Genomic DNA, 26,448 nt, shown 5'->3' with positions numbered 1-26,448 from the left:
TCTACCCTCTTCTTATGAAGAGGGTTTTTCTTATTTATATGATATAAAAAAACAACCTATTAGTTAGTCATGTCTAATATTATTTAAGGGGTGGAGAGCATGTCTGTCATTAAAGTGGCAATTCTAGGCTTTGGTACAGTTGGGGAAGGCGTTTATAGAACAATTCAATCTCATGCGGAAGAGCTTGAGATAGTGTTAGGGAGAAAAGTGGAAGTTGCAGCCATACTAATTAAAAATAAGCAGAAAAAGAGAAATATTAATAACGATGTACTAATCACTTCCGATTTTAATGAAATTTTAAGTCTTCCGCAGCTTGATGTTGTTGTCGAAGCAATTGTGGACAAAGAACCCCCCTTTACTTTTTTAAAACAAGCTATACAAAGTGGTTGCCACATAATCACTGCCAATAAAGAGATGTTTGCACACCACGGTAATGAGTTGCTCGAGTTAGCCGAGAATTATAATGTTTCGGTGGGTTACGAAGCAACAGTTGCGGGTGGTATTCCGGTTATTCAAACCTTAAGGCAGTTATTAAATGTTAACCGAGTTCGTCACATCCAAGGAATTCTTAATGGGACATCGAATTTTATCCTAACGGAAATGCGCGAAAAGAAGCAGTCATTTGCTGATGCCCTCATTTTAGCGCAAGAGAAGGGGTATGCTGAAGCGGATCCAACCAACGATGTGAAGGGATTTGATGCTTTTTATAAAACAATGATTCTCAGCAGAATTGCTTTTGGAGAACAACCCAATTGGAAGAATGTCGAGCGTGCGGGCATTACCTCGATTTCAAGAGAGTTAATTGAAACAGCAGAAAAGATGGGATTAAGGTTTAAGCATATTGCTAGTATTAGTAAGACAGGTAGTCAAATTAACGCAGAGGTTAAACCAGTCCTTGTTGGGAAATCTCATCCTTTTTATTCTATTGAAGGCGTAGAAAATGCGGTAAATATTCACTCTGATATTGTTGGTAGTATTACTTTGCAAGGACCAGGAGCTGGGATGTATCCTACTGCAAGTGCTGTTATTGAAGATTTGGTCTATGTCTGTCAAAATCGGTCGTCAAATAAGAGTATCACAAAAACAACAGCAGCATGTGATGGAGAGAAAAAAGGGAACGAAAAAGAATTATGGTTAATTCAAGGCCTCTCAAAGAATGATAATAACCCTTTGATTACATGGGTGGCCCAAACTTCTGATAAGATAGCAATTATCAAGGCAACCAAGGAAGAAATTGAAAAGTTAATTAATCTGAAAAAGGCAACGTGCTACTTTCAAATTATTGGGGAGTATGATACAGAAATTAAGAATAAAGAAGTAACTTTAGCTGTCCTCTAAAAAGCCATTATTCCCGTGATAGAAGAGCACTTTGGTGCTCTCAGATTGTCGAGAAAGGGTATTTTTCTCGGCAATTTTTTATTCTCAGCATTTAATTATTCATTGTACCTGCTAATGGGCCTGTTGATTTCCGCTCTAGGCACTTCGCTTTCCACGGGCGGTCCGGGGAGCCTCCTCGGCGCTAGCGCCTGCGGGGTCTCCCCAGCCCCGTCCTCCCGCAGGAGTCTGCGTGCCTTCCGCGGAAATCAACAGACATGTTGCAAAGCCTATATATTAATAATATTATAATAAATTAACGCGGTGAATGGTTAAAGTTATTGTAGAAAATAAGAGGCTGTCGAAAGTTTCTCGACAGCCTGAGAAGCAGGTTGCCCTGCTTCTTCTTTTTTGTTACCGCTTTTTTTAAACTTATTTATTTCTTCTCGATTTTACACGCTGGTTCGCTGCGTTAGCACGTGCTTGCGCTTCAAGGTCGGAATGGTCTGCAAATTCTGCAGAATATTCAACGTCATTTCCATCAGTTATTTTTAGGTTCTTAGGTGTTTGTGGAAGTGAACTTTTGTTACTATTACCTGTTCCACTATTATGCATACGACCCATTACTAAAAACCCCTTTCATTGTTAACTTTTTAGGAGCCGAATTGCTCCCTTTAATATCATTTACAATTAGAAAGGTAACCATGAATGGAAAATACTTCAGCAAAGCGATCAGGGCTGCTTTTTATCGTAGATTTAGTTGAACTATAGTCTCGTTTTTTTGTCGTGATACCCGCCTGCACGGTCCGCCATTTTAAATTCTCGTTGATAAGAGACTTCCTGCATACTGGTTAATGAGTATTTGCCTCGATCCTTATCTTTTTTCTTTTTTTCCGCCATTTTGCTCATTCCTTTCAACATTTTTTTAGTTAATTGTCATCAAGCTATGTGGTAAAAAATAAAAGCACGTTATGTACTTATTTCCATTTTTACCTTTTAAGAAAGGAATGATACTTTTTTTAAGAAAATATATTTTTCAATGCCAAATGTAAATCGGAATACTTAAATTGATAGCCAGTTTCTAAAAGCTTATTCGGTAATACCCTTTGTCCATCAACCACCAATGTACTCATTTCACCAAGCAGCAGACGTAGTGCAAAACTTGGGACCGGAAGCCAGTGGGGGCGGTTTAATACTCGTGCAAGTGTTTTTCCAAACTCAGTCATCGTTACCGGTTTCGGTGCAGTAAAATTGATGGGTCCATCCATTTTTTCATTTTCGATAATAAAGGATATCCCTTGGACCACATCCTCAATGTGAATCCATGACATCCACTGACGTCCATTTCCAATGGGACCACCGATAAATGATTGATAAGGGATTGCCATTTTTTGAAGAGCCCCTTGGTGTTTATCAAGGATGATTCCGAACCTGCAAAAGACAGTACGTATCCCTAATTGGCTGGCTTTTCCAGCTTCGATTTCCCATTGCTTAACTGTTTCGGCCAAGAAATCATTCCCAAAGCCATGGTTATCTTTTTCAGTAAAAATTTTATCAAAGGATGTTCCATAAATCCCAATTGCACTTGCATTGATCAGTGCCTTTGGTTTGGAATCTAATTTATTTATAATGGCTAGCAGTGCATGAACAGACTCTAAGCGACTGTTTAGAATCTTTTCTTTTCTTTTTACCGTCCAACGTCCACTATTAATTGATTCGCCTGCAAGGTTGATAAAAATATCAGTATCTTGGAGTTCATGAATGGGGCTTGAACTATCACTTAGCCACTCGACGTATCGAATTCCATCAGTACGATTTGTCTCAATCGATTTTCTTGATAAAATAATTATCTCATGATTTTTTTTCAACAGGTGTTTGGTAAGTGCTTGCCCTACAAAGCCTGTTCCGCCTGCAATCGTTATTTTCATCTTTTCCGCCCCCTTTTACGTTTAATCTTACAACAGATAATGAGGAATATGGTAAAGTATTGATGAGGTGAATAACGTGGCCATTATAACAAAGATCACCACACAACAGAAAACTCAAGATCGATTCAATATTTTTATGGATTACGGTAAGGGTAAGGGTGAGGAATTTGCCTTTAGTGTCGACAGTGATGTTCTAATCAAATTTCAATTAAAAAAAGGAATGGAGCTTGATGATTTTTCATTTGTGGAAATTCAGTATCAAGACGACATTCGCAAAGCATACAACAAAGCCATTCATTATTTAGCTAGAAGAATGAGATCAGAAAAAGAAATAAAAGATTATCTTGTATTAAAGGAAATAGATGAACCTGTCATCAATGAAATTCTTCATAGATTAACTGCACAGAAATACATAAATGACGAGGAATTCGCGTTGGCCTATGTACGAACCCAAGCGAATACCACTGATAAAGGTCCTAATGTAATTAAAATGGAATTAAAGGAAAAGGGAATAGTAGAAGGAATTCTCAACCTTGCACTAAAGGAATATCCTCTCGAGCAACAGATTGAAAAAGCAACCAAAATAAGCTCAAAGTTTTACGAAAAGAATACAAAGGAATCATTAAAAATTCAAAAACAGAAACTTGAGAATCTGCTCCTTAGAAAAGGTTATCCATATGAAGTCATTAATATTGCTGTTAATGATGTCTCCATAAACAACGAGGATGATGAGGAAATGGGAGCAATCAGATTCCAAGGGGAAAAGGCCCATCGAAAATATAGTAAATTCAGTGGCTTTGAATATGAACAAAAGATGAAGCAGGCATTATATCGAAAAGGGTTTCCGATAGAGCTCATCGAAATCTATTTATCAGAAATGGAAAAATCATGACAAAGTCGTCATGATTTTTTACTTTCAATAATTATGGAATCTTGGTCCATTTGCTCGATAATTATTTCAGCAACTTCCCTTGGTGAGCGGAAACGGGAGGTATCCTTGACATGGTCACTATTTTCCCAAAACGGTGTGTCCATTCCGCCCATATAAACAGCATTAAATTTAATCCCACTCCCTTCGTATTCTTTCTGCAGACTCTCGGTAAATCCTCTAACTGCAAATTTACTGGCCGCATAAACCGCTTCATTCACTTTTCCACGCAAGCCTGCTGTTGAAATAATATTCAAAATGCGTCCTTCCGAAGTCTTTAACAGCAGGGGTAATATTGCTTTAGTCATCATAAGAGTTCCTAAAACATTTGTGTTGATCATTTCTGTAATGTGATGTTCATTCATTTCCACAAATGGACCGAAATGCCCAACTCCAGCATTATTAACTAATCCGTATATATTATATGTATGACTAATTTCTTCAGCTTTTTTCGAAACATCTTTCGCATCTCCAATATCTATAGGAAGGATATCAGCACTTCCTCCACTTGCTTCAATTTCTTCTTTTGTAGTTGTTAATTTATCAAATGTCCGCCCTGTTAACAAAAGGTGATAGCCTTTTTGCGAAAAGAGGTGGGCTAATTCTTTTCCTAAACCAGAGCCTGCCCCAGTAATAATGATCGTTTTCATTCTAAAATCTCCTTTGTATATTAGTTCATCCTTTATTTATTATATTATAATATACTAAAATGAAGTTATAAGGGGAGTGAATTCAAATGCAACAGGAGAAACGCTACAGTACTATGTCAGAACATGAATTAAGACAAGAAATTGGCATGCTCCAAGAACAAGCCAGAAAAGCAGAACAAATGGGAATGGTCAATGAGTTTGCCGTGCTCGAACGAAAGGTTCAAATGGCGAGAGCATACCTGATTGACCCTCATTCGTTTAAACCTGGAGAAATTTATGAAATAGACGGGGACCCAGGACAATATTTTAAAATTGATTATATGAATGGTGTGTTTGCTTGGGGTTATCGACTTGCAGGAGAGGGAAAAGAAGAAGCATTGCCAATTTCATTATTGAATCAGCCAAAAAAATAATTGGACAAACCAGAGAATAAGACCTCTGGCTTGTCTTGTTTTTACAGATAGGAAGGTTTATTTATAAACCTGTGGCGACTCATCATCGCGCTCTCCAGAAGCACGCATCCGCTCCTGTGGATGGGTATTTATCGTGCCATCTGCTCTTGTTGAAGCGTATTCTGCTTTTGCTCTTGGTTCTCCCTCGAGCTTGTTATTATTTTGATTTGGGAAATTCGTTGCTTTATTTCTCATGCTGTACCTCCATTAAGGGAATGAGAACACGTGAAAAGCAAAGCATTCTCAATGCTTACCACGTAAAGATAGTATCTGCTTTTTTAAAATAGGTTATGTTAAAAGAAATTGGCAATGAGGTGGATGAATGAACGATTATCATGAAGGATTAACAAAACTGCTATTAGCTAAAAACGATCAACTTTCCTATAACCAGGCACGAACCTGGGTTGAACTTCTTTGGGATGATTTTGAAACCACTTATGCAAAAGCAGGCAGGGAATATATGGGCAGTGAAGTAGCAGAAAGAATTGTCAAACAATGGATAGAAAACTACGGTGATAAACTGCATGAATTTGCAGCAACAAACCCAAAATACAAGGATTATTTAAATCAGGAAAAGGATAGTTTAAATTAAAAAAGCGAGTGACAAAGTCACCGCTTTTTAACTTGGAATTATACTTAATTTCTTTCGTAATTTCTTTTCACTAAACACCCAACCCGTATAGGAGCTAATTGGATTTAAGTTACAATCTAATTGAACAACGGCCACAAACGGATAGTGTCCATTGCTCCGATAGCGTAAATCAATGAAGCGAACTTCGTAAAAATCAATAAATTCATCGACTTCCCATCGATAAACTGGTGAAAAGGATAAAAATGCTGAAAGGTTTTTATCCTTTTTTGCTGCCTCGATTACGGGTGTTTTCGGAACGGGTATTCGATTAAAATGGTCTAAGATTTCAACTTTTTTATTTACTGCTTTTCCCACAAAAAATTGTTTCTTGTTCATGGCAGCAATTCTCCATTGATGAAACCTCATGGTTGGTGCAATAATTATTTCTGTTGCATCGGGAATTATTCTTTTTACCTCAACCAATACCCTTTTTTTCGCCCTAAAACGAGCAAGATAGTAAGCTATAATGACTGCATACATTATCAAAAAGGTATAACCTGGATTTGCTCCTAATACCCAAATAACGATTCCAATGATATGGAACCCAAAGATAATCGGGTCAAACGTATTTATAACGCCTAGAGCGACCCATTTTGTAGAAAAAGGTCTTAGAGCCTGCGTACCGTAAGCGTTAAATATATCAACAAATACATGGATAAAAACAGCTGCAAATGTCCAAGCCCATAAATGAAAAAGATTGGCATCAGGAAAAAACGGATAGATTACGGCTAACAGGACGAGTGGCCACAATATTACAGCAGGGATGGAGTGGGTAATCCCGCGATGATTTCGAATGTATATGGCATTATTTCTTAGCTTCAAAACGGTATCTATATCAGGTATTTGCGACCCAGCAATAGTTGCAATTAAAACACTCGTCGTGGTCGCGTGGCTGCTAATTACTGCGGGATCAAGCGTAGCAAGACCACCAAGAGCAATACCCATGACAACATGAGTTCCTGTATCCAAAAGGGAATCCTCCTTCAATATAGTTCTTGTAAAACTAAACAAATTGAATTATCGTAAAACAAATATACTACTTATTATATTGCCTTTTTTCATACATGTTAACAACATCTGGAGGAACAAAAGTTATGATAATTGAACTAAAGAATATAGAAAAAATCAACATATCTGTTTTTCAAAATGATTTAATATCCTGGTTTAAACGAGAACAACGGGACTTGCCGTGGCGAAAAGACCAAGATCCATACAAAATATGGGTCTCAGAAATAATGCTCCAACAAACAAGAGTAGATACAGTAATCCCCTATTTTAACCGCTTTATTGAATGGTTTCCCACGATTGAAGACCTAGCCGAGGCAGAGGAGGATAAAGTGCTAAAGGCCTGGGAAGGGCTGGGATATTATTCAAGGGTTCGAAATTTGCAATCAGCTGTAAAGGAGGTAAGCGAGAAATATGACGGAGAGGTTCCAAACACCCCAGAAGAGATAGCTGGACTAAAAGGGGTGGGGCCATATACAGCTGGTGCGATATTAAGTATTGCTTATGGGATTCCAGAGCCGGCTGTGGATGGAAATGTGATGAGGGTCATTTCGAGAGTCCTTTCCATCTGGGATGACATTGCCAAATCATCTTCGCGGAAAATTTTTGAAAAAGCAGTGCGACAGTTAATTTCACATGAAGACCCTTCCTCTTTCAACCAAGCGTTAATGGAATTGGGAGCGTTAATTTGTACACCCACTTCTCCTTCATGTTTATTATGTCCAGTTCGAGAACATTGCCAAGCTTTTGATGAGGGAGTTCAAAATGAACTTCCGATAAAAACTAAAAAAACCAAGACACGAAACGTTCAACTTGCTGCTGCTATCCTTTTGGATGGAAATGGTAAGGTATTAATCCACAAGAGGCCGGCTACTGGACTGCTCGCAAATTTATGGGAATTCCCCAATGTTGAGATCCATCACCCCTTACTAAATGAACGGGAGCAGGTAGCGGACCTATTTCACCATTCACTTGATTTAAAAGTAAAATTTGAAAAAATTATCGGTCAGCTGGAACATACTTTTTCCCACTTAGTGTGGAATATTAAGGTCTATTCAGGAACCTTAAATTCAGTCTTTCAAGAAAATGAAGAATGGAAACTTGTTTCATTCGAAGAAATGAAAGAATTTGCTTTCCCTGTATCCTCCCAAAAAATGCTCAAGATTTTTCATGAACACCAGATGGAATGAACGCCGTATTTAAGCGGCGTTCATTTTCATTCATATACCGTTTTTGTACCATGTGTATAATCTGCTTCTTGTCGATTGATTCCGCCGCGATTCTCAATTTCTTCAATAATCTCGCGGTGAATCGTTTGTCCTTCGCTATTTAAATATGGAGTAATTTGCTGAAATGAGTGATGAAAAAAAGCAAGTTCACTGTTTTCCCAATCAGATTTAGCCATCATTGAAAGCTCTGTCATATCCCGACCAACATACATATTTTCTACTTCCTTTCATAAGTTATTTATTCCTTAGTGTTTTATAATAATTGTCTTCTATTCCTGGAAAAGTTAAAATGATAACAATACTTGAATATAGAAGGGAATAGTTAGATGACTCAGAAAGTAGCACTTATTACCGGAAGCAGCAGAGGAATCGGCAAGGCCACTGCACTTCGATTAGCTGCAGCAGGATATGATATCGTTATTAATTATGCAAGAAGTAAAAAGGGTGCCATAGAGACTGCCGAGCAAATTGAGGCATTAGGGAGAAAGGTATTAATTGTAAAAGCAAATGTTGGCGATGTTGCTAAAATTAAAGAGATGTTCGTGCAAATTGAGGCAGAATTTGGCCGCCTGGATGTGTTTGTCAATAATGCAGCATCAGGAGTTCAGCGTCCAGTCATGGAATTAGAAGAATCCCACTGGGATTGGACCTTAAACATCAATAGTAAAGCCTTGTTATTCTGTGCACAGGAAGCAGCAAAATTAATGGAAAGAAATGGCGGGGGGAAAATTGTCAGCATCAGTTCTCTCGGTTCCATCCGTTATTTAGAAAATTACACGGTTGTAGGGGTCTCTAAAGCAGCACTTGAGGCTCTGACAAGATATTTGGCAGTTGAGCTAGCACCGAAGAATATTGTCGTAAATGCAGTCTCAGGCGGTGCTGTCGATACCGAAGCATTAAAACATTTTCCAAACCGTGAAGAGCTTCTTCAAGAAGCAAAAGAAAAGACTCCTGCTGGAAGAATGGTCGAAATTGATGACATGGTTAACTGTGTAATGTTCCTTTTATCTGATGATTCAAGCATGATCAGGGGACAGACTATCATCATTGATGGTGGAATTTCATTACTTGTTTAAATTATTTTTAAATAATATTTTTTGAGGATAATCTCCACGAAGCATGGTTACATTATATTCGTGGAGGTGATATCAATGGCAAACTTCAATCAACAGCCAAACAAAACTTCAGCTGGAACTAACATCCAGGAAGTAAGACAACAAAACGCTCAATCTCAATCTGGATCTCAAGGCCAATTCGGAACTGAATTCGCGAGTGAGACAAATGCTGCTGAAGTAAGACAACAAAACCAACAATCGGCTCAAAAGTCTCAATCTGCTTCAGGACAAGGTTCCCAAGGCTCTTCAGGCCAATTCGGAACTGAATTTGCAAGCCAAACAGATGCTCAAGAAGTAAGACAACAAAACCAACAATCTCAAGCTCGTAAAAACCAAGGTAATGGCCAATTTGGTCAAAGCTAATAATAGTATGCAGAAGGCACTCTAGATTCGTATAGAGTGTCTTCTTTCTGTTTCGACAAAACTTCTCTTAAGGTTACATATTTTGTCAAAGGAGAATAAGGCCTGTTCGAGAATACATATTAGATACAACTAATAAGGCGGTGAGGGAAATGGATCATTTTAACCGATTAGTTTCCGATCAAATGGTGACGATGGAAAAATTGCTATACCTTCAAGGAGAACTTGAACGTTGTCAACAAATCGAAGAAGAACTACAAACATTGCAGGATGCTACAGACCTTGAAAGTGTTCAAGCTGATATCCGACTGAAGAAAAAAGAGTTGAAAGAGATCCAGACCATTTTTGAAAAGCAGACAGAAGAGGTAATTAATTCCTATCGGGAAATGAACCTAACAGCATCTTTTTAGGTGAAAAAACCAAAAATATCTAAAAAAATTCGCAAATTTTTACAAAGAGCCATCGAAATATGGCTCTTTTGTTTTAAAATCTGTTCCCAACCGTTATAATAATAGAAAATAGGAATTGTACTTTGTTGCCTTTTGTCATTATTTATTTATATATTGTTAAGAATAGGTTACAAAGCGTTCAGGAATGAAGGTAGGGGAGAAACATGGGCGTACCCATCGAAGGTGAACCAATGCAAATACATAGTTATAAGCACAATGGGCACATCCATCGCGTCTGGGAAGAAACAACCGTTTTAAAAGGGACACAAAATTTGGTGATTGGAGGCAATGACCGAACACTTGTGACAGAATCAGATGGCAGGACCTGGATAACAAGAGAACCAGCTATATGTTATTTTCATTCACAATATTGGTTCAATGTGATTGGAATGATACGTGAGGATGGTATCTATTATTACTGTAATATCAGTTCACCATTTATCTTTGATGGCGAAGCACTAAAGTATATTGATTATGACCTTGATATAAAGGTGTTTCCTGATATGACCTTTAATTTATTAGACGAGGATGAGTATGAACGTCATCGCCGGGAAATGAATTATCCAGCTCCTATCGATCAAATCCTAAAAAGGAATGTTGACAAGTTGATTCAATGGATTCGGCAGCGGAATGGCCCTTTTGCACCAGATTTTATCGATATCTGGTACGAACGATATTTAACATACAGACGTTAGATGGCAATTAGAATTATATGCGCCTGTTGATTTGATCAACAGGTTTTTATTTGCTTATTAAAGAAGATTCCGAAAGGAGGACCAACTTGAGCAGTATTCGCAGGTATCTTCAATTTGTAAAACCATACCGTTTGCAAGTAATTGGGACAATTATCATTGGAGTAATCAAATTTTCCATTCCACTAATGATTCCGATGCTGATTAAATATGTTGTCGATGACATTGTTGGAAGTCCTACCCTATCCCACGGTGAAAAAATGGATAAACTGATGTTCATTATGGGCGTAATGATAGTAATCTTTGTCATCGTGAGGCCGCCAATCGAATATTATCGGCAATATTTTGCCCAGTGGACGTCCAGTAAAATATTATATGATATTCGGGATACGATGTACACACATATCCAAAAGTTAAGCTTTAGGTATTTTTCAAATACCCGTGCTGGAGAAATTATATCACGAGTCATCAATGATGTTGAGCAAACGAAGACATTTGTCATTTCAGGATTAATGAACCTTTGGCTGGATATAGCCACAATTATTATTGCAATTATTCTTATGTTTTTTATGAATGTTAAGCTGACGTTTGTTTCGATTTTGCTGTTTCCACTCTACGCCTTCTCGATTAGATTTTTCTTTGGGAATTTACGGATATTGACACGTTCGCGTTCACAGGCCCTAGCCGAAGTCCAGGCCTATTTACATGAGCGGGTGCAAGGGATGCCCGTAATCAAGAGCTTTGCGATCGAAGACTATGAACAAGGCCAATTTGATAAGCAGAATAAAAACTTCTTAGAAAAGGCATTACAGCATACAAGCTGGAATGCGAAAGCCTATTCGGCTGTTAATACGATTACGGATATTGCCCCATTAATAGTCATTGGCTATTCTGCTTACCTCGTCATTCAAGGTCAACTATCACTTGGGACAATGGTTGCGTTTTTTGCCTATATTGATAAGCTTTACAATCCATTAAGAAGACTAGTTAATTCTTCCACCACAATTACTCAATCGTTTGCATCTATGGATCGGGTATTTGAATTTTTGGATGAAAAGTATGATATCGTGGATAAACCTAATGCGAGAGAATGCAGCGAGGTACACGGGGACATTTCGTTTAAGAATGTTTATTTTTCTTATGATAAAAAAGAGGAAATGGTTTTGACAAATATTACTTTAGATGTAAAAAGGGGAGAAACGATAGCGCTCGTAGGAATGAGCGGCGGCGGGAAGTCCACACTTGTTAGTCTGATTCCCCGTTTTTACGACGTGACCGAAGGAAGCATCACCTTAGACGGGGTAGACATCCGTCAATTTAAGGTTCAAACTCTGAGAGATAAAATTGGTGTGGTTTTTCAGGATAATATCTTATTTAGTGAATCGGTTATGGATAATATTTTATTAGGAAAACCAGGTGCTTCCGCTGAAGAGGTATACATGGCTGCAAAAGCGGCCAATGCCGATGAGTTTATCTTAAATCTCTCAGAAGGGTATAACACCAAGGTAGGCGAACGAGGGGTTAAGCTTTCTGGAGGTCAGAAACAACGAGTTGCGATTGCCCGTGTCTTTTTGAAAAACCCACCTATCTTAATTCTTGACGAAGCAACCTCTGCACTAGATTTAGAGAGTGAGCATGCTATACAAGAATCACTCAAGGAGTTAGCCAAGGATAGGACTACCTTTATTGTTGCACACCGATTGTCAACGATTACTCACGCAAATCGAATTGTCCTGATTGAACATGGTCAAATTGTAGAAGTCGGAACACATGACGAGTTGATGGAGAGGAAAGGAAATTATTACAAACTTTTTCAAGTGCAGCAGTTAGAACAAAAAGAAACCGAAGCAGAGTAATTTGCTTCGGTTTTTTATATATTTTCTTCGTCGATCGAGACTTCATTATGATGATACGAATGGAAGCTTGTAATCAGTGTATCAAGATGTTCTACCTGTTCACCGTAATCAATAATCGAAGCAACAATTTGCATGGTATGATAATGAAGTGGATTATCATGGTCGGTAATTTCTTGTTGATGGAGTAAAAATAAATCAAATAATTCCTTTTTATTTAAGCAGATCGTATTTTCAGAATTGGCAGGAGGGTTTGGAATTTTACCAATAAATCTAAGCATAAGCTGTTCATGATGGTAAATTAGGCAGTCTAATTGTTCCTGTATCGATTGTTGAAATTTTTCTGGAAGGTGTAATAATTCATTCTCAAAACGATGAAGTCTTTTTAAAGTATCAAGTGCCTTTTTTGCTGCAGAATGCATTTGCCGATAAATAACAAGCTTACGTGATTTTTCCAGACTATTTTTCTTAAAATAACTGCGTTCTTCTTTGTACATACTGTAGAACTGGCCCATTTGAATAATATTCTCTTTTAATTTATCAATATCTGTTTTGAGAAGATTATGATCGAAGTCATGCCGGGTGCTTAAACGGATCCATCTAATAATTTCTTCCGTTGTGCTCGTCATTCTAAAATAAAGTTTATTTTCATACTTTGGCGGCATAAATACTAGATTGACTAAAAATGCAGAAAAGACTCCAATCATGATGGTAGAAAAACGGATCCCGGCAAATGGTATGAAATCGCCACCTGGTGTTTCCATTATGGATATTAACGTAACAAGTGATAAACCAATCGTATTTTCGAGTTTAAGCTTTAAATTAATGCCAATCACAATAATAGCAGCCAAGCCAATGACAATAATATGATTGCCTAACAGAAGTACAAAAACCACTGCAAGTAAAGCACCAATGATATTTCCTTGAATTTGTTCAATGATTGTTAAATAGGAGCGATAAATGGTCGGTTGTATCGCAAATATGGCAGCAATGCCGGCGAATACCGGTGAGGGTGAATGTAATAACTGACCTAAGTAAAGGGATAACACAATGGCAATTCCCGTTTTTAAGATGCGGGCACCTAACTTCATTCCAAATAGTTTCCTTTCAAAAATAAATATATAGTTTATGGCAGCCCCAGGTAACAGTTTTACATCGAAAACAGAACTGGCGCTTTTTCAATCAGCAATAAGTTACTATACATTGATTATCATATATTATCAAGAGAAATAATATGAATTTATATTTCATTTTTTACAGGAAAATGTCATATTAAAAAACGCCCGCTAGAGCAGCGGACGTTACTATTAGTATTCTTGATCATTCTGTTGATACAGCTGGATCTGCTTGTTCTTTGACAGGAAGAACCTGCACAAATTGATTTTCAAGATCAGTTAAAAGTACACGAAGTTGATTAGCTTCGTCAGCCTGACCATTCTGATCAAGCAAGTCAGTATACTTGGTTAATAGCTCGTTAATATCCTGTTTGCCTTTTTCGTTTAGATCAACAACTGAAACCTTAGCTCCTTTTGCAATCCTTCTTTGAAGGGCTTCTTTCGTTAATCCCATCTCAGGCTGCTGGCGAATATAGATAACCCCGCCCGTCATTCCTGCACAAATCCATGGTCCTGGGTCTCCCAGTACAAGGCCGCGGCCATTAGTCATGTATTCAAAGGCAAAACCTTTAATATTAGCATTTGAACCAATGTTACCTGCTTCTTTTTCTGGAAGTGGCTTCTTAACAGCACCGCCAATAATTAGGTCAGCACCTGAAAGTCTAATCCCTGCACGTGCATCGGCATTTCCTTGTGCAACAAGAAGACCTTTTTGAGCACCATATCCAAACCCTTTTCCGACGGAACCGTTGTAATAATTGCCATCTTTACCCTTGGATTTTAGGATATAGATATTTCCACCAAAAGAAGTCTTTCCGACACCGTCCTGACCTCCGCCATTCACAGTGATGTCAATTCCTTCACTATTATAAGCACCTAAACCATTTCCAGGAATGGAACCACCCTTATATTTAAGTTGTACGGATGGAAGTTGCTTGTATGAACCATCAAGTCTTCCACGAACACGATGACATGAAACACGGCTTCCTAGCACACGTTGTTCAGAAGTGACACTTACAAATTCGCGAGATGAGTGTAACTGATCGACACTGCCATCAAGATACTCTGCACCCACTGCAACCTGCATTTGAACTTCTTCAATTGATTTAGATGCTTCTGTTTTTGCAAATTGGCTAATTTCTAGCGGCTTTAACAAATAGGAGAGGCTCAGCTGGCCTTGGCCTTTCATTTGCTCTAATAAATCAGAACGTCCAACAGCATCCTGTAAATTGCGAATACCAACCGATGCTGCAATTGTCTTTAACTCTGTCCCAATTGCTGTGAAGAGATTCATAATTCCCTGCACTGCTAAATCTAATTGGCGTGGAACAAAACGTCGTAAGCCATGATCCTTCGCTTGTGCTTCTGATTCAATTTGTGTCGCGATACCAACATGACAAGTATCTAAATGGCAACCACGGCAAGTCGTACATCCAATTGCCAGCATTGAAAGCGTACCGAAACCAACTCGGTTTGCACCAAGAAGCATGATCTTCATAACGTCCATGGCACTTTTCATACCACCATCAGCCCAGATTTCTACTTTATGGCGAAGGCCGCTTTCAAGTAGGGCATTATGTGCTGCTTTTACACCAATTTCTACTGGTAAACCAACATGCTGAAGGGCATGTATTCTGGCAGCACCAGTACCGCCATCGAAGCCGCTCAAGGTGATAATGTCTGCACCAGCTTTGGCAATACCGACAGCAATCGTTCCGATATTCGGTACAACTGGAACCTTAACAGCAATTTTTGCTTGATCGTTTGCCGTTTTTAATTCAAGAATCATTTGTGCTAAATCTTCAATTGAGTAGATATCATGGTTGTTTGATGGTGAGATCAAATCAGAACCAAGTGTTGCATTACGTGCTTCTGCAACCTTCGCAGTTACCTTTGAACCTGGTAAGTGACCGCCTTCACCTGGCTTAGCTCCTTGCCCAATTTTGATTTCTAATAGATTCGAAGAGTTAAGTAGTTCAGCATTTACGCCAAATCTTCCAGAGGCAATCTGCTGACCTCTTGTTTTTGGATATTTGCCAAGCATATCTTTGATTTCTCCGCCTTCACCATTTAGGCTGATCATGTTTAACCGGTCTGCTCCTTCAGCATAAGCTCTGAATGCTGTTTCGTTCTGAGAACCAAATGACATCGAAGAAATAAGAAACGGTAAATCATGGTCCCCAACACGAAGATTAACCTCATCAGGTGAGAGAGATTTATGACTCTTTTTAAGTTGAACTAAATGGCGAATCGTTGTTGGATTCTCCGTTTCTTGTTCGGAGATTTTATCACGATAACTACTGTAGTCACCAGTAGCAGCCACTTCACCAATGGCTTTCCAAATACGTGGGAAGAGATGGAAAGTCTTTCCGACTCTTTCCTTTTCATTATGGTAATCTTCTGCTCTAGACAAAGCATCCATCTTCATGGCTTCAAAATCAGTTTCAAGTTCCTTCGAGCCAAAAAAGTTAACGATGTTTATTAGGCTAGCGATTTCCTCATGTAATCCAATACTTGAGAAAAGGCGGCCGTAACCTCTCAGTTCGTGAATGCCTATTGTTGAAATTACTTTTTCTAATCCTTTTGTCAAAGCACTATATAGATTGGTTAAAGGCTTAGTTGTCTCGTCTTGAACCGTTAAGAACATGTAATATGGGCTAATTAAATCTGCCCCTAATCCAAAAGCAGTGATAATGTCATGAAGTGATCGTATAGCTCCAGAACGTAGAACTAAAGAACAATCCCTTCTTATTTCTGCCTTAACTAGTGCTTGATCAATCGCAGATGTTACTAAGTGCGGATCAATCCAATAGGAATCTTCTTGGTGTGCTTTTGCATCATCAAGAACAAGTAATGTTTTTCCAGCCTGAACTGCTTGAACTGCTTCATTTGCAAGTCTTTCTAATGCAAGCTCTAACTTTTCTTCTTTTTTGAAGGTAGTAGATATAAAGGTTACTAACTTTTGTTCCTGAAAATGGTGGACAACTTGATCAAAACTTGGCTGATCTAAACTTTCAGATAGGCTGTAGCCAGCTTTTCCTTCCAATAATAGAGGAGTTGTTAGTTCGATTACAGTTTCACTATTTTCTTTATTGAATAAGGTTGGACGCTTACCAATAATTACACGTGTGGAAAAGTGTTCTGTTTCACGGTCTCTATCAATAGCAGGATTCGTTACAACGGCAACACTTTCTTTAAAATAATCGGCAATATTTTTACGCTCTGGGTTAAGCGCAGCAAGTGGGGCATCATGGCCAAGTGAACGAATGGGTTCCACACCTTTTTCTGCCATTTGTTCGATTAATTGGATATGATCTCTTTCCCAGCCAAAAGCTTTATATTGTCCATTATGGATTTTGTCAGGATAATTCATTGTTACTGTTTTACCTAAAGCTGGTGGCAGCAAACGCGTTCTCGATTCATTGAAATTTAACTTATCAGAGAAACGAGTATAGACCTCATTCTGAAAACGAGCTTGTTCATATACTTCTAACGTTTCACCGTTCCATTTAAAGCCAACCTTTTCACCTGGTGCTAAAGGCTTCGGATCGTTCGTATATTCGCTCGAAGAAATGATTCCTGGTTCTGAAGAAAACAGATAAGAACTATCAATTTCAAGCATCCAAAGCGGACGAAGGCCAAGAGCATCCACACTAAATACTGCTTCATCTCCAAATCTAGAAATAATACCTGCAGGTCCTTGGGCAAAGTGTCCCCATGCTTCCCTTAAATAGGTATATAGATCTTGGAGATTTTCAGGATATGCCTTAATTTCATTGATAATTGGCGGGAATAAAACATCCATTGCTTCAAATAATGAAAATCCTTCACGGCAAATTAATGTTTCCATTGTACGGCTTAAATCTTGGGAGTCACTGCCATCTTTGACAAGCGGTACACCAATCATTTTTGCTTCATCACGAAGCTTTGCAATGGTATTAATCTCCCCATTATGCCCGAGAACACTAAACGGCTGTACCCGGAAAAAGCTTGAAAGTGTATTCGTAGAATAGCGATTATGTCCGAGTGTCATGGTTGAAGCAACAAGTGGATTCGCAAGGTCATAATAGTAACGTGGAAGAATATCCCCAGCCCCCATTACCTTATAAACAACATGGTTCTGACTTAGTGAAGCCACATGGACATGCTCGTTTGTTTCTAAATCAACTAATGCATCGAAAAGGGATTTTGATAATTCCTGCCCTTTTTTTGTGGAAAGACAGGCAAATTGCCAAAAAACAGGGTTTTCCTGAATAGCAATGGGACCAAGTGCAGAAGTGTCCGTAACCTTATCAGTTTCATAAACTAAATCAAAGTCGTATTTTTCCAACTTCTTAATTAATTCTTGTTTAGTAGTTTCCCAGTTTACCTTTTGACTAATGAAAACATGACCAACAGCAAATTCTTCTTTTTCAGCTAGTGATGGTTCCTGGCCAGCCTGAAGCAATTTTTCTTTCCAAAGCTCGACAGGGATATCGGTATGAATGCCAACGCCATCGCCTTCACCGTTAATAAAACCTGCGCGATGATTCATTGTCACAAGAGCGTCTATACAATCAAATATATTTTTTCTAGTTGGGCTCTTAGTTTTTTCAAGGCACGCGACAATCCCGCAGGCATCGTGTTCTTGTTTATGGAAATCTTTGAAAAGCGAAGGGGTCCATTTTTGTGTCATCTTATTAGGCTTTAGCAGATATCTGCTAAGGCCTCTTTCACCTCCTATGAAACTTAAAGTTTGAGAATATAGTGTTTGTAGTTAGTTTTCGGTTGTTACTTTAACGAGGTATAAAGTTAAAAAGTATATCTAAAAATAATAATATAATAGTATCATAAGAATTTTCAGAAATCAAATAAATATGCAGTAATTTGGATAAGAAAATAGTGGTTAAAAGGTATAGGATAAATGAGGGAACATCTTATTGTAAACGTTTTCAAGATGATTTTATAAAAAAAAGGTAGTGATTTCCACTCCCTTTTGTGCATAAAATGTGCATATTTATTCGTTGTTAAGTGAGAAAAATGCATTTCCTACCGCATGTAGAGTTGCTTCAACATCTGCTTCAGTATGAGCGATTGTCAAGAACCATGCTTCATATTTGGATGGAGCAAGGTTTATTCCTTGATGGAGCATATGTTTAAAGAACTTTGCAAATGTTTCACCGTTTGTGTTTTCAGCTTGTACATAGTTTTCGATTTTTTCATTTGTAAAATAAACAGTTAACGCACCCTTCAAACGATTAATGGTAATTTGAATATTATTTTCCTTAGCTGCCTCTAAAATTCCTTCTTCAAGCATCGCACCTAAACGGTCTAAATAGTCATATATTCCTTCTTGTTTTAAAACCTCTAGACAGGCGATACCTGAAAGGATGGAAGCGGGATTCCCTGCCATTGTCCCTGCCTGGTAGGCTGGTCCGAGCGGTGCAACGGTTTCCATAATTTCTTTTCGGCCACCGTAGGCACCAATAGGAAGACCACCGCCAATGATTTTACCTAACACGGTTAGATCTGGCTGGATACCTAATAAATCTTGAGCACCGCCGTACATAAAGCGGAAGGCCGTGATGACTTCATCATAAATCACAAGTGCGCCTGCTGCATGAGTAATCTCATTAACTTCCTGCAGGAAACCTGGCTTTGGTTCTACAATCCCAAAGTTACCGACAATGGGTTCCACTAATACTGCTGCAATTTGGTCGCCCCATTTAGCAATTGCCTCTTTAAATGGTTCGATATCATTGAAAGGTACCGTTATCACTTCTTGCGCAATACTTTTCGGAACACCCGCAGAATCTGGAGTGCCTAATGTAGATGGCCCCGAGCCTGCTGCAACAAGGACGAGGTCTGAATGACCGTGATAACAGCCTGCAAATTTAATGATTTTATCTCTGCCAGTGTAGGCACGAGCAACTCGGATCGTTGTCATCACGCCTTCCGTTCCTGAGTTTACGAAACGAACTTTTTCCATAGAAGGAATTGCTTCTTTTAACATTTTCGCAAATTTCACTTCATGGGGTGTTGGTGTACCATAAAGGACGCCGCTTTCTGCCGCACGTTTGATTGCCTCTGTGATATGTGGGTGGGCATGACCGGTAATAATGGGTCCATATGCTGCGAGATAATCGATATACTGATTGCCGTCGACATCCCAAAAGTAAGCACCTTGTGCGCGCTCCATTACAACCGGAGCACCTCCGCCAACAGCTTTATAAGAACGAGAGGGGCTATTAACTCCACCAACAATGTGTTCAAGTGCTTCATTATGTAATCTTTCTGAATTAATAAATTTCATTTTTTTTCCTCCTTAAATTGCTTCTTACCTATTTTATCACTTTTCTTCTCCCACTTAATCTGTTTTCACTTTTGCGAAAATTAATGGGGTGCTTGATTGTTGTTTTATCAACCTCAATTGGCTAAACTAATTCTTTAGGGCATTGTTTCGGGAGGAAAAAATGAAAAATGTGATTGAAGTCAAAAATTTACGAAAAGAGTTTAAGTCATATTCCAGCAGGACAGGTTTAAAAGGGGCGTTTCGGGACTTACTAACAAGAAATTATAAAGTTGTTCCGGCTGTAAATGATATTAATTTTACAGTGAAAAAGGGTGAAATGGTCGGTTATATCGGTGAAAACGGTGCCGGGAAATCAACTACGATTAAAATGCTTACAGGAATTTTAACGCCTACTTCTGGACAAATCATCGTTAATGGCATGAATCCTCATAAAGAACGGGAACGATTTGTTCAAACCATTGGAGTTGTTTTCGGACAGCGTTCGCAATTATGGTGGGATATTGCTGTTCAAGAATCCTTTCGCCTTTTGAAAAAGGTGTATAAGGTATCAGATGCAGAGTATAACAGCCACATGAATCATGTGATACAAACATTAGATATCGAGCCGCTCTTAGATAAGCCTGTGCGCAAATTATCTCTTGGCCAAAGAATGCGGTGTGAGCTTGCGGCTGCGTTGATTCATAATCCGCCACTATTGTTTTTGGATGAACCGACGATTGGCTTAGATGTACTCGTTAAGTTGAAGATTCGTGATTTTTTAAAAGAAATCAATGAGAAATATCAAACGACAATCCTCTTAACCACCCACGATTTAACCGATATTGAGGCATTATGCGAGCGGGTGATTATGCTCGATGAAGGTAAGGTTATTTATGATGGTGCGCTAAAGAATCTCCAGGAGAAATGGGGCGAAGGAAAAGAACTTCAGTTTCAGTTTCTAGAGAAGGTTGGAATTTCTGCCGTGCAAAATCTCACCAGCGGAATGCCTGTTAAGTGGGACCTTGACGAAAAAAAGCAAATCTTTACCGCCACACTTGATGATAATGATGAACTTATTTCACAAGTAATTGCCAAAGTAGTAGCTGCATTTAAAATTAAAGATATTAAAATAAACGAAACATCTACAGAAGAAATCATTCGAAATATTTATGAAAAGGGTGCAGTATAAGTGGAGAAATACCTTGAAATGATTAGAATCCGCTTTTTAATGATGCTTGCATACCGTACCAATTATTACACAGGAATTCTAATCTATAGCATTAACATTGGGGCCTATTATTTTTTATGGTCGGCGATTTATGGTTCTAAGGAACATATTGTTGGTTTATCTGTCACTCAGATGACCACATATGTAGCGGTCTCCTGGATGGCGCGAGCATTTTACTTCAACAATCTTGATCGTGAAATGGCATTAGAAATTATGGAAGGTAAAGTGGCTATTGAATTAATCAGGCCCTATAATTATCTTGGTATGAAGACGATGCAAGGTCTGGGGGAAGGGATTTTCAGGTTATTCTTTTTTTCTGCACCGGGAATGATCATTGTTTACTTCGTCTTTCCTATTAAATTCACCTGGGATCCAAGTGTCTGGGGATTGTTTGCGCTCTCAATCCTGTTAAGTTTTTTTATTAATACGGAACTGAATTTATTAACTGGGATCACTACTTTCTTCTTATATAATAACTCTGGGCTAATTCGGGCAAAACGTGTCGTTATTGATTTATTTTCAGGGCTGCTACTGCCGATTAGTTTTTTTCCAGGCTGGGCACAGGATGTGATGAAGTTTCTTCCTTTTCAAGGAATCAGTTATTTTCCTAGTATGATTGTTACTAAAGGTTTTTCCCATACCCAGGCACTAGAAGCAATTTCTCAACAATTTGTTTGGGTAATCATATTATTTTTTCCAATCCAAATTCTTTGGATTTTGGCGAAGAAACAACTGATTATTCAAGGGGGGTAAGAGTTGTTTTATATATCTATGTTTTTTCAATATATATCTCAATATTTAAAAACGAGACTTCAATATCGAGCAGATATTTTTGTAGAGTTTTTCTCTGATTTACTATCACAAGCAATAAACCTTATTTTCATATTGGTCGTCTTTGGACATACCAATTTGTTAAATGGCTGGAACAGGGATGAAATCATATTTATCTATGGATTTTTTCTAGTACCTTCCGCAGTCTTTTCTGCCTTCTTTAACATTTGGGATTTTAATGAGCGCTATATCGTAAAGGGAGAACTGGACCGTATCTTAACTAGACCGATACACAGTCTCTTTCAAATAATTCTTGAACGAATTGAATTGGAATCATTGTTAGGGGCATTAACAGGACTTGCTGTCATGTTTTACGCGGGGAGTCGGTTGGGACTGGAAGTCCATTGGTTCGATCCAATCTTGTTTATTGTTTTTGTCCTCGGTGGGGCATTGGTTTATGGTGGAGTTTTCATCATGATCGCCTGCATTAGCTTTTGGGCAGATGCGCGTACATCTCTTATGCCGATGATGTACAATATTAGCAACTATGGCAGGTACCCAGTTAATATCTATAATAAACTAATTCGTTTTGTACTAACATGGGTGATGCCATTTGCCTTTGTTGGTGTTTATCCTGCTGCCTTTTTCCTTGGAAAAAAAGAATGGTTTTGGTATTCGTTTTTAACACCTGTGATGGGAGTTGTTTTTTTCGTACTTTCCGTAATGCTTTGGAATCAAGGGGTAAAAAAATACCGAGGTGCGGGCAATTAACTAGAATTTGATATTTTATTGGTCAAGCGTGCATAGAAATTAAATACCAGATGTTAAATTAGAGGTGGTCTGTGGTGTTTTTTTTCTTGCTTCCAATCGTCATCTTTTGCATCTTTATGAGTTTAAGGACGCTTTTTATTCCAAATACCGTAAAAGGTAAATTGGTATCAATTGATAATTTTTTGTATTTAGGTTCTGTGTATTTGACTGTCATTATTGGTTTTGGTCTTATTTATTTGCTTTTTGAGTTAATCGGAATGTCATTATTGATAGAGGTAAATAATCAAAACAAAAATATTTTTGAAACAAGCTTTTACTTTAGTGCAATGACCTTATTTTCAGTTGGGAATGGCGATGTCATTCCACATGGGATAGGAAGAATCCTTACCGTTACAGAGGCGTTGATCGGTTATACACTACCTGCTGCATTTGTTGCCCGCGTTGTTTTTGATCGGGAAAAGTAAGTTAGAGATGCAGGATAGTTGTTTTGTCAGCCGGGATTTTGCTACGCTAATGATACGGAATAATTTACAATGGGAGTGGTAGGGATGACTGTTGAAATCGGAATACAGGTACCGAATTTTGAGTTAGAAGCCAATAATGGCGAAACAGTAAATCTTTCAAAATTTCGGGGTACAAATGTTGTTATTTATTTTTATCCAAAAGACATGACTCCGGGCTGTACAACCGAAGCATGTGATTTTCGGGATCAAATTCAACAATTTACTGAGGTAAATGCCGTAGTTTTGGGAGTTAGTCCGGATCCGGTTGACCGCCATCAGAAATTTGTAGAGAAATATGGGTTGCCATTTTTGCTACTTGCAGATACGGAACATCTTTTAGCGGAAGCATTTGGAGTTTGGAAGTTAAAGAAAAACTTTGGGAAAGAATACATGGGTATAGAAAGATCTACTTTTATTATTGATAAGGAAGGCAAACTCGTCAAAGAATGGAGAAAAGTCAAAGTTAAAGGTCATGTAGAAGAGGCTTTATCATACATACGAGACCAGTTAAGCTGATCTGCTTTCTGAAGCCTATTTTGCGCAGAAAAGGCATTTGTCCAATGCAAGAAACGTTAGATTGAATATCATTTTATTAGGGCATACCTCCTCAGATAAACTTTGGGTCCATAGTGGCCCATTTTTTTATGGAAATAAAAAGGAATATAGGATTTATCATGAAATAAGTTCTATGCTTGGGTTTGCGGTGAGTCATTTAATAAAATTTCCAAGGGAAAGAAATAATTGATAATATTTATCATAAAATACAAACAAACATGGAAATAGGAAATAACATTTCCCGTTAATGAGATAACAATATTGACAAAAGTACAAATTACTTAGTAAAATTAATTATAACAATTACAATCTAAGAATACTTTTTAGAAAGAAGGTGCATGGCGATGAATCAGTTAAAAGAAGCGTTGGATACCTTGAAAGAAACAGGTGTACGGATTACTCCGCAGCGTCATGCGATACTTGAATATTTAATAAACTCGATGTCACATCCTACCGCAGATGATATTTATAAAGCTCTAGAGGGAAAATTCCCTAATATGAGTGTGGCGACAGTTTACAATAATTTACGAGTATTTCGTGAAGTGGGTCTAGTGAAGGAATTAACTTTTGGAGATGCCTCCAGCCGTTTTGATTTTGTAACATCCCATCATTATCATGTGATATGTGAGAAGTGTGGGAAAATTGTTGACTTCCTTTATCCGGGCCTAGATGAAGTGGAGCACTTAGCATCGCATGTGACCGGCTTTAAAGTCGAGAATCATCGTATGGAAATTTACGGTACTTGCCCAGAGTGCGCAAGTAAAGAAGTGCATTAAATAGGATTGCGGCTGATTTTAGAAAAATCAGTCTTTTGCTGTAAATAAAAGAGGAAGAAGTAATCCATGGCAGCTATTCTGCAGATTGGTTTACTTCTTCCTCTTTTTATTTTTAGGATTTTTTATTATAGGACTCATCGAATTCCTTGCCTATTAAATTAGGGTCAAGGGTTAATGGCTCACGACAATACATACACATATCCACTCTACCAAGCATTTTAGTATGCTTACCGCAGCTTGGACATTTTACTTGGATGGATTTTGTAGAAAGCATTCCAATCCAAAAATAAACAATAGTACTGGCAATAATAAAAAGAAGGCCTAAAATCATAAAAATGGTCATAATAAGTGGTGAAGATCGAAAAAAGATACCACCATACATAACAATGAAACCAATGAAAATTAACGATAATGCAAAGGTACGAATTTTATTTATTTTACTCGAATATTTTGCCATGTAACTCCCTCCTAGAGAAAACTATACCATATTTATAAATAGAAAAGAAAAGTCTACGTAGAAGAATGTCGAAATTTGTCTTTGGATAAAGAAGGAGATTTGTTTTCCTTGTCGAACTTATATTGCTACCTGAAAAAAAATGGAGGAATGAAGATGGAAGACATCCTTCGGCCTATTTATCAAGAAAGGGCGAGCCAATTAAATACCCTTGGAGTATTAATGGTACAAAAAAAACAAAAGTTAAGCCACATAACAGATTCATTTGATGAAATTCTCTTAGTTCTTGTCAAAGAAGCGGATCAGCCGCTATTCATTAAGCACTATACTTACTACGATAAAAAGGCAGCAATGCATATCATCACAGAAGCGCAGTTGCAAGAGTGGATATTATTAGGATCGAATCGGAAAATATTTGAATGGCTTCATGAGGCAAAAATCATTTTTGATCGAAACGAATACGTAGCCAATTTAAAAACGGAATTGCGAGAATTTCCTTTTAACGGACGCAAAATAAAAATGGGTTTAGAATTTGCTAAATTGATTCGGCGATATGTGGATGGAAAAGCTTTGTTTGAAGGTCATCAGTTTTTAGATGCATACAACTATGTTGTCCATTCGCTGCACCATCTTGCCAGGTTAGCCATATTAGAAAATGGACTCCATCCAGAACTGACTGTTTGGAATCAAGTAAAACAGATTGAACCAGAAATTTTTAAACTATACGAAGAACTTGTCTATAGCGAAGAAACGCTTGAGAAAAGACTTGAGCTGCTGTTCCTTGCCAGCGAGTTCATGATCCATTCGAGAACAAATATTGGGACAGTCCATTTGTTAGATATTCTTAGTCGTAAGGAAATTTGGATGTTTAATGAAATTATGAGTGAAGAAGAGTTGCTCCCATACTCAGTCGATTTGGGTGTGCTTCTTGAATATTTAATTGATAAACATTTGATAGAAGTAGTTAATATTGAAACGAAGGGCCAAGGGGTTTTTCATAGAGGTTATCAACTCAATAAAAAATTATCTTAAAAAGACAATAAAACCTATTGACCTTTTCGTTGTTACTTGGTATATTAATAACCGTCGCTGAGAAACAAACTAAATGATGTTTTCGTAAGTGACGGTTTTAAAAAAGTTATTGACACTTTCAAATGCTTTGTGTTATATTAATAAAGTCGCTTACGAGCGAATGAGAAATTGATCTTTGAAAACTAAACAAACAAAATCGTGCAAACAAACAAAAATTTTTAGTTTCAATTAAGAAACTAAGCCAACGTAACAAAATGAGCTAATCAACTTTCTTGGAGAGTTTGATCCTGGCTCAGGACGAACGCTGGCGGCGTGCCTAATACATGCAAGTCGAGCGAATCAATAGGAGCTTGCTCCTGTTGGTTA

Annotated in this window: 28 protein-coding genes and 1 rRNA gene; 18 read left to right on the top strand and 11 right to left on the bottom strand. The window is 38.0% G+C overall.

The genetic code is table 11. The features are described from left to right. Positions 1-99 precede the first annotated feature (99 nt). Positions 100-1,338: a homoserine dehydrogenase gene (locus J7E66_RS04275; RefSeq protein WP_214998184.1), complete on the top strand. Its 1,239-nt coding sequence runs from the start codon at positions 100-102 to the stop codon at positions 1,336-1,338. Positions 1,339-1,746: 408 nt separating this feature from the next. On the opposite strand, the gene J7E66_RS04270 is transcribed toward J7E66_RS04275, so the two are convergent. The 3 genes from J7E66_RS04270 to J7E66_RS04260 form a co-directional block, all read right to left on the bottom strand. Beyond that, a complete protein-coding gene (locus J7E66_RS04270; RefSeq protein WP_168242292.1) occupies positions 1,747-1,938 on the bottom strand; it encodes a YfhD family protein in 192 nt (63 codons plus the stop codon). 141 nt (positions 1,939-2,079) lie between these two features. Then, on the bottom strand, positions 2,080-2,214 hold the full coding sequence (locus tag J7E66_RS04265) for a YfhE family protein (protein ID WP_082797355.1): 135 nt from the start codon (positions 2,212-2,214) through the stop codon (positions 2,080-2,082). 119 nt (positions 2,215-2,333) lie between these two features. Next, positions 2,334-3,242 (bottom strand): TIGR01777 family oxidoreductase, encoded by a 909-nt coding sequence (locus J7E66_RS04260; RefSeq protein ID WP_214998183.1) that lies wholly within the window; start codon positions 3,240-3,242, stop codon positions 2,334-2,336. Between the two features lie 76 nt (positions 3,243-3,318). Here J7E66_RS04260 and recX point away from each other — a divergent pair, with 76 nt between their 5' ends. Continuing rightward, entirely contained in the window at positions 3,319-4,134 is an 816-nt protein-coding gene (gene recX, locus J7E66_RS04255) for a recombination regulator RecX (RefSeq protein ID WP_214998182.1), read from the top strand. A gap of 8 nt (positions 4,135-4,142) precedes the next feature. Here recX and J7E66_RS04250 read toward each other — a convergent pair whose 3' ends face one another. Continuing rightward, positions 4,143-4,820: an SDR family NAD(P)-dependent oxidoreductase gene (locus J7E66_RS04250; protein WP_214998181.1), complete on the bottom strand. Its 678-nt coding sequence runs from the start codon at positions 4,818-4,820 to the stop codon at positions 4,143-4,145. Between the two features lie 86 nt (positions 4,821-4,906). On the opposite strand from J7E66_RS04250, the gene J7E66_RS04245 reads away from it, so the two are divergent. Continuing rightward, positions 4,907-5,233 carry a YfhH family protein gene (locus tag J7E66_RS04245; RefSeq protein ID WP_214998180.1) on the top strand — a complete coding sequence of 109 codons (327 nt, stop codon included), beginning with the start codon at positions 4,907-4,909 and terminating at the stop codon, positions 5,231-5,233. A gap of 57 nt (positions 5,234-5,290) precedes the next feature. Here the strand turns inward: J7E66_RS04245 and J7E66_RS04240 are convergent, their stop codons facing one another. Then, a complete protein-coding gene (locus J7E66_RS04240; RefSeq protein ID WP_066070009.1) occupies positions 5,291-5,467 on the bottom strand; it encodes a small, acid-soluble spore protein K in 177 nt (58 codons plus the stop codon). Between the two features lie 127 nt (positions 5,468-5,594). Between J7E66_RS04240 and J7E66_RS04235 the strand changes: the two genes are divergently transcribed. Then, positions 5,595-5,864, top strand: a complete 270-nt coding sequence (locus J7E66_RS04235; protein WP_214998179.1) for a YfhJ family protein — start codon at positions 5,595-5,597, stop codon at positions 5,862-5,864. A gap of 27 nt (positions 5,865-5,891) precedes the next feature. Here J7E66_RS04235 and J7E66_RS04230 read toward each other — a convergent pair whose 3' ends face one another. Further along, complete coding sequence (locus J7E66_RS04230; protein ID WP_214998178.1) at positions 5,892-6,872, bottom strand: metal-dependent hydrolase; 981 nt, start codon at positions 6,870-6,872, stop codon at positions 5,892-5,894. A gap of 125 nt (positions 6,873-6,997) precedes the next feature. On the opposite strand from J7E66_RS04230, the gene mutY reads away from it, so the two are divergent. Next, positions 6,998-8,098 (top strand): A/G-specific adenine glycosylase, encoded by a 1,101-nt coding sequence (gene mutY, locus J7E66_RS04225; protein WP_214998177.1) that lies wholly within the window; start codon positions 6,998-7,000, stop codon positions 8,096-8,098. 26 nt (positions 8,099-8,124) lie between these two features. Here the strand turns inward: mutY and J7E66_RS04220 are convergent, their stop codons facing one another. After that, the gene (locus J7E66_RS04220) at positions 8,125-8,349 is read right to left on the bottom strand and encodes a hypothetical protein (RefSeq protein ID WP_168242299.1); all 225 of its coding nucleotides are present in this window, start codon (positions 8,347-8,349) and stop codon (positions 8,125-8,127) included. Between the two features lie 114 nt (positions 8,350-8,463). Between J7E66_RS04220 and fabL the strand changes: the two genes are divergently transcribed. From fabL to J7E66_RS04195, 5 genes are all read left to right on the top strand, one after another. After that, positions 8,464-9,213 carry an enoyl-[acyl-carrier-protein] reductase FabL gene (gene fabL, locus J7E66_RS04215; RefSeq protein ID WP_214998176.1) on the top strand — a complete coding sequence of 250 codons (750 nt, stop codon included), beginning with the start codon at positions 8,464-8,466 and terminating at the stop codon, positions 9,211-9,213. 75 nt (positions 9,214-9,288) lie between these two features. Next, complete coding sequence (locus tag J7E66_RS04210) at positions 9,289-9,615, top strand: gamma-type small acid-soluble spore protein (RefSeq protein ID WP_214998175.1); 327 nt, start codon at positions 9,289-9,291, stop codon at positions 9,613-9,615. Positions 9,616-9,764: 149 nt separating this feature from the next. Continuing rightward, on the top strand, positions 9,765-10,022 hold the full coding sequence (locus J7E66_RS04205; RefSeq protein ID WP_214717005.1) for a YgaB family protein: 258 nt from the start codon (positions 9,765-9,767) through the stop codon (positions 10,020-10,022). Positions 10,023-10,225: 203 nt separating this feature from the next. After that, complete coding sequence (gene ntdP, locus J7E66_RS04200) at positions 10,226-10,756, top strand: nucleoside tri-diphosphate phosphatase (RefSeq protein WP_088085870.1); 531 nt, start codon at positions 10,226-10,228, stop codon at positions 10,754-10,756. 86 nt (positions 10,757-10,842) lie between these two features. Beyond that, the gene (locus tag J7E66_RS04195; RefSeq protein ID WP_214998174.1) at positions 10,843-12,609 is read left to right on the top strand and encodes an ABC transporter ATP-binding protein; all 1,767 of its coding nucleotides are present in this window, start codon (positions 10,843-10,845) and stop codon (positions 12,607-12,609) included. A gap of 14 nt (positions 12,610-12,623) precedes the next feature. Here the strand turns inward: J7E66_RS04195 and J7E66_RS04190 are convergent, their stop codons facing one another. From J7E66_RS04190 to J7E66_RS04180, 3 genes are all read right to left on the bottom strand, one after another. Continuing rightward, the gene (locus J7E66_RS04190) at positions 12,624-13,697 is read right to left on the bottom strand and encodes an FUSC family protein (RefSeq protein ID WP_214998173.1); all 1,074 of its coding nucleotides are present in this window, start codon (positions 13,695-13,697) and stop codon (positions 12,624-12,626) included. Positions 13,698-13,926: 229 nt separating this feature from the next. After that, the gene (locus tag J7E66_RS04185) at positions 13,927-18,396 is read right to left on the bottom strand and encodes a glutamate synthase-related protein (protein ID WP_214998172.1); all 4,470 of its coding nucleotides are present in this window, start codon (positions 18,394-18,396) and stop codon (positions 13,927-13,929) included. 321 nt (positions 18,397-18,717) lie between these two features. After that, positions 18,718-20,013: a glutamate-1-semialdehyde 2,1-aminomutase gene (locus J7E66_RS04180; RefSeq protein WP_214998171.1), complete on the bottom strand. Its 1,296-nt coding sequence runs from the start codon at positions 20,011-20,013 to the stop codon at positions 18,718-18,720. Between the two features lie 160 nt (positions 20,014-20,173). Here J7E66_RS04180 and J7E66_RS04175 point away from each other — a divergent pair, with 160 nt between their 5' ends. The 6 genes from J7E66_RS04175 (at position 20,174) to perR (ending at position 24,596) form a co-directional block, all read left to right on the top strand. After that, complete coding sequence (locus J7E66_RS04175) at positions 20,174-21,181, top strand: ABC transporter ATP-binding protein (RefSeq protein WP_214998170.1); 1,008 nt, start codon at positions 20,174-20,176, stop codon at positions 21,179-21,181. Continuing rightward, a complete protein-coding gene (locus J7E66_RS04170) occupies positions 21,182-21,973 on the top strand; it encodes an ABC transporter permease (protein WP_214998169.1) in 792 nt (263 codons plus the stop codon). A 3-nt stretch (positions 21,974-21,976) separates the two neighbouring features. Next, positions 21,977-22,762, top strand: a complete 786-nt coding sequence (locus J7E66_RS04165) for an ABC transporter permease (RefSeq protein ID WP_098929927.1) — start codon at positions 21,977-21,979, stop codon at positions 22,760-22,762. Between the two features lie 71 nt (positions 22,763-22,833). Next, a complete protein-coding gene (locus J7E66_RS04160; RefSeq protein WP_214998168.1) occupies positions 22,834-23,226 on the top strand; it encodes an ion channel in 393 nt (130 codons plus the stop codon). A gap of 84 nt (positions 23,227-23,310) precedes the next feature. Beyond that, on the top strand, positions 23,311-23,781 hold the full coding sequence (gene bcp, locus J7E66_RS04155; protein WP_214998167.1) for a thioredoxin-dependent thiol peroxidase: 471 nt from the start codon (positions 23,311-23,313) through the stop codon (positions 23,779-23,781). Between the two features lie 377 nt (positions 23,782-24,158). Further along, on the top strand, positions 24,159-24,596 hold the full coding sequence (gene perR / locus J7E66_RS04150) for a peroxide-responsive transcriptional repressor PerR (protein WP_168242311.1): 438 nt from the start codon (positions 24,159-24,161) through the stop codon (positions 24,594-24,596). Positions 24,597-24,708: 112 nt separating this feature from the next. Here the strand turns inward: perR and J7E66_RS04145 are convergent, their stop codons facing one another. After that, complete coding sequence (locus tag J7E66_RS04145; RefSeq protein ID WP_214998166.1) at positions 24,709-25,053, bottom strand: YgzB family protein; 345 nt, start codon at positions 25,051-25,053, stop codon at positions 24,709-24,711. Positions 25,054-25,206: 153 nt separating this feature from the next. Between J7E66_RS04145 and J7E66_RS04140 the strand changes: the two genes are divergently transcribed. Further along, positions 25,207-26,082, top strand: coding sequence for a nucleotidyltransferase-like protein (locus tag J7E66_RS04140; protein WP_214998165.1), 876 nt, complete (start codon positions 25,207-25,209; stop codon positions 26,080-26,082). Between the two features lie 269 nt (positions 26,083-26,351). Further along, positions 26,352-26,448 (top strand): 16S ribosomal RNA (locus J7E66_RS04135); the annotation flags it as partial.

This window comes from Bacillus sp. ISL-7 (assembly GCF_018613065.1).
Note: the sequence above shows the minus strand (reverse complement) of the source record. Positions and strands in the feature narration are given on the sequence as shown.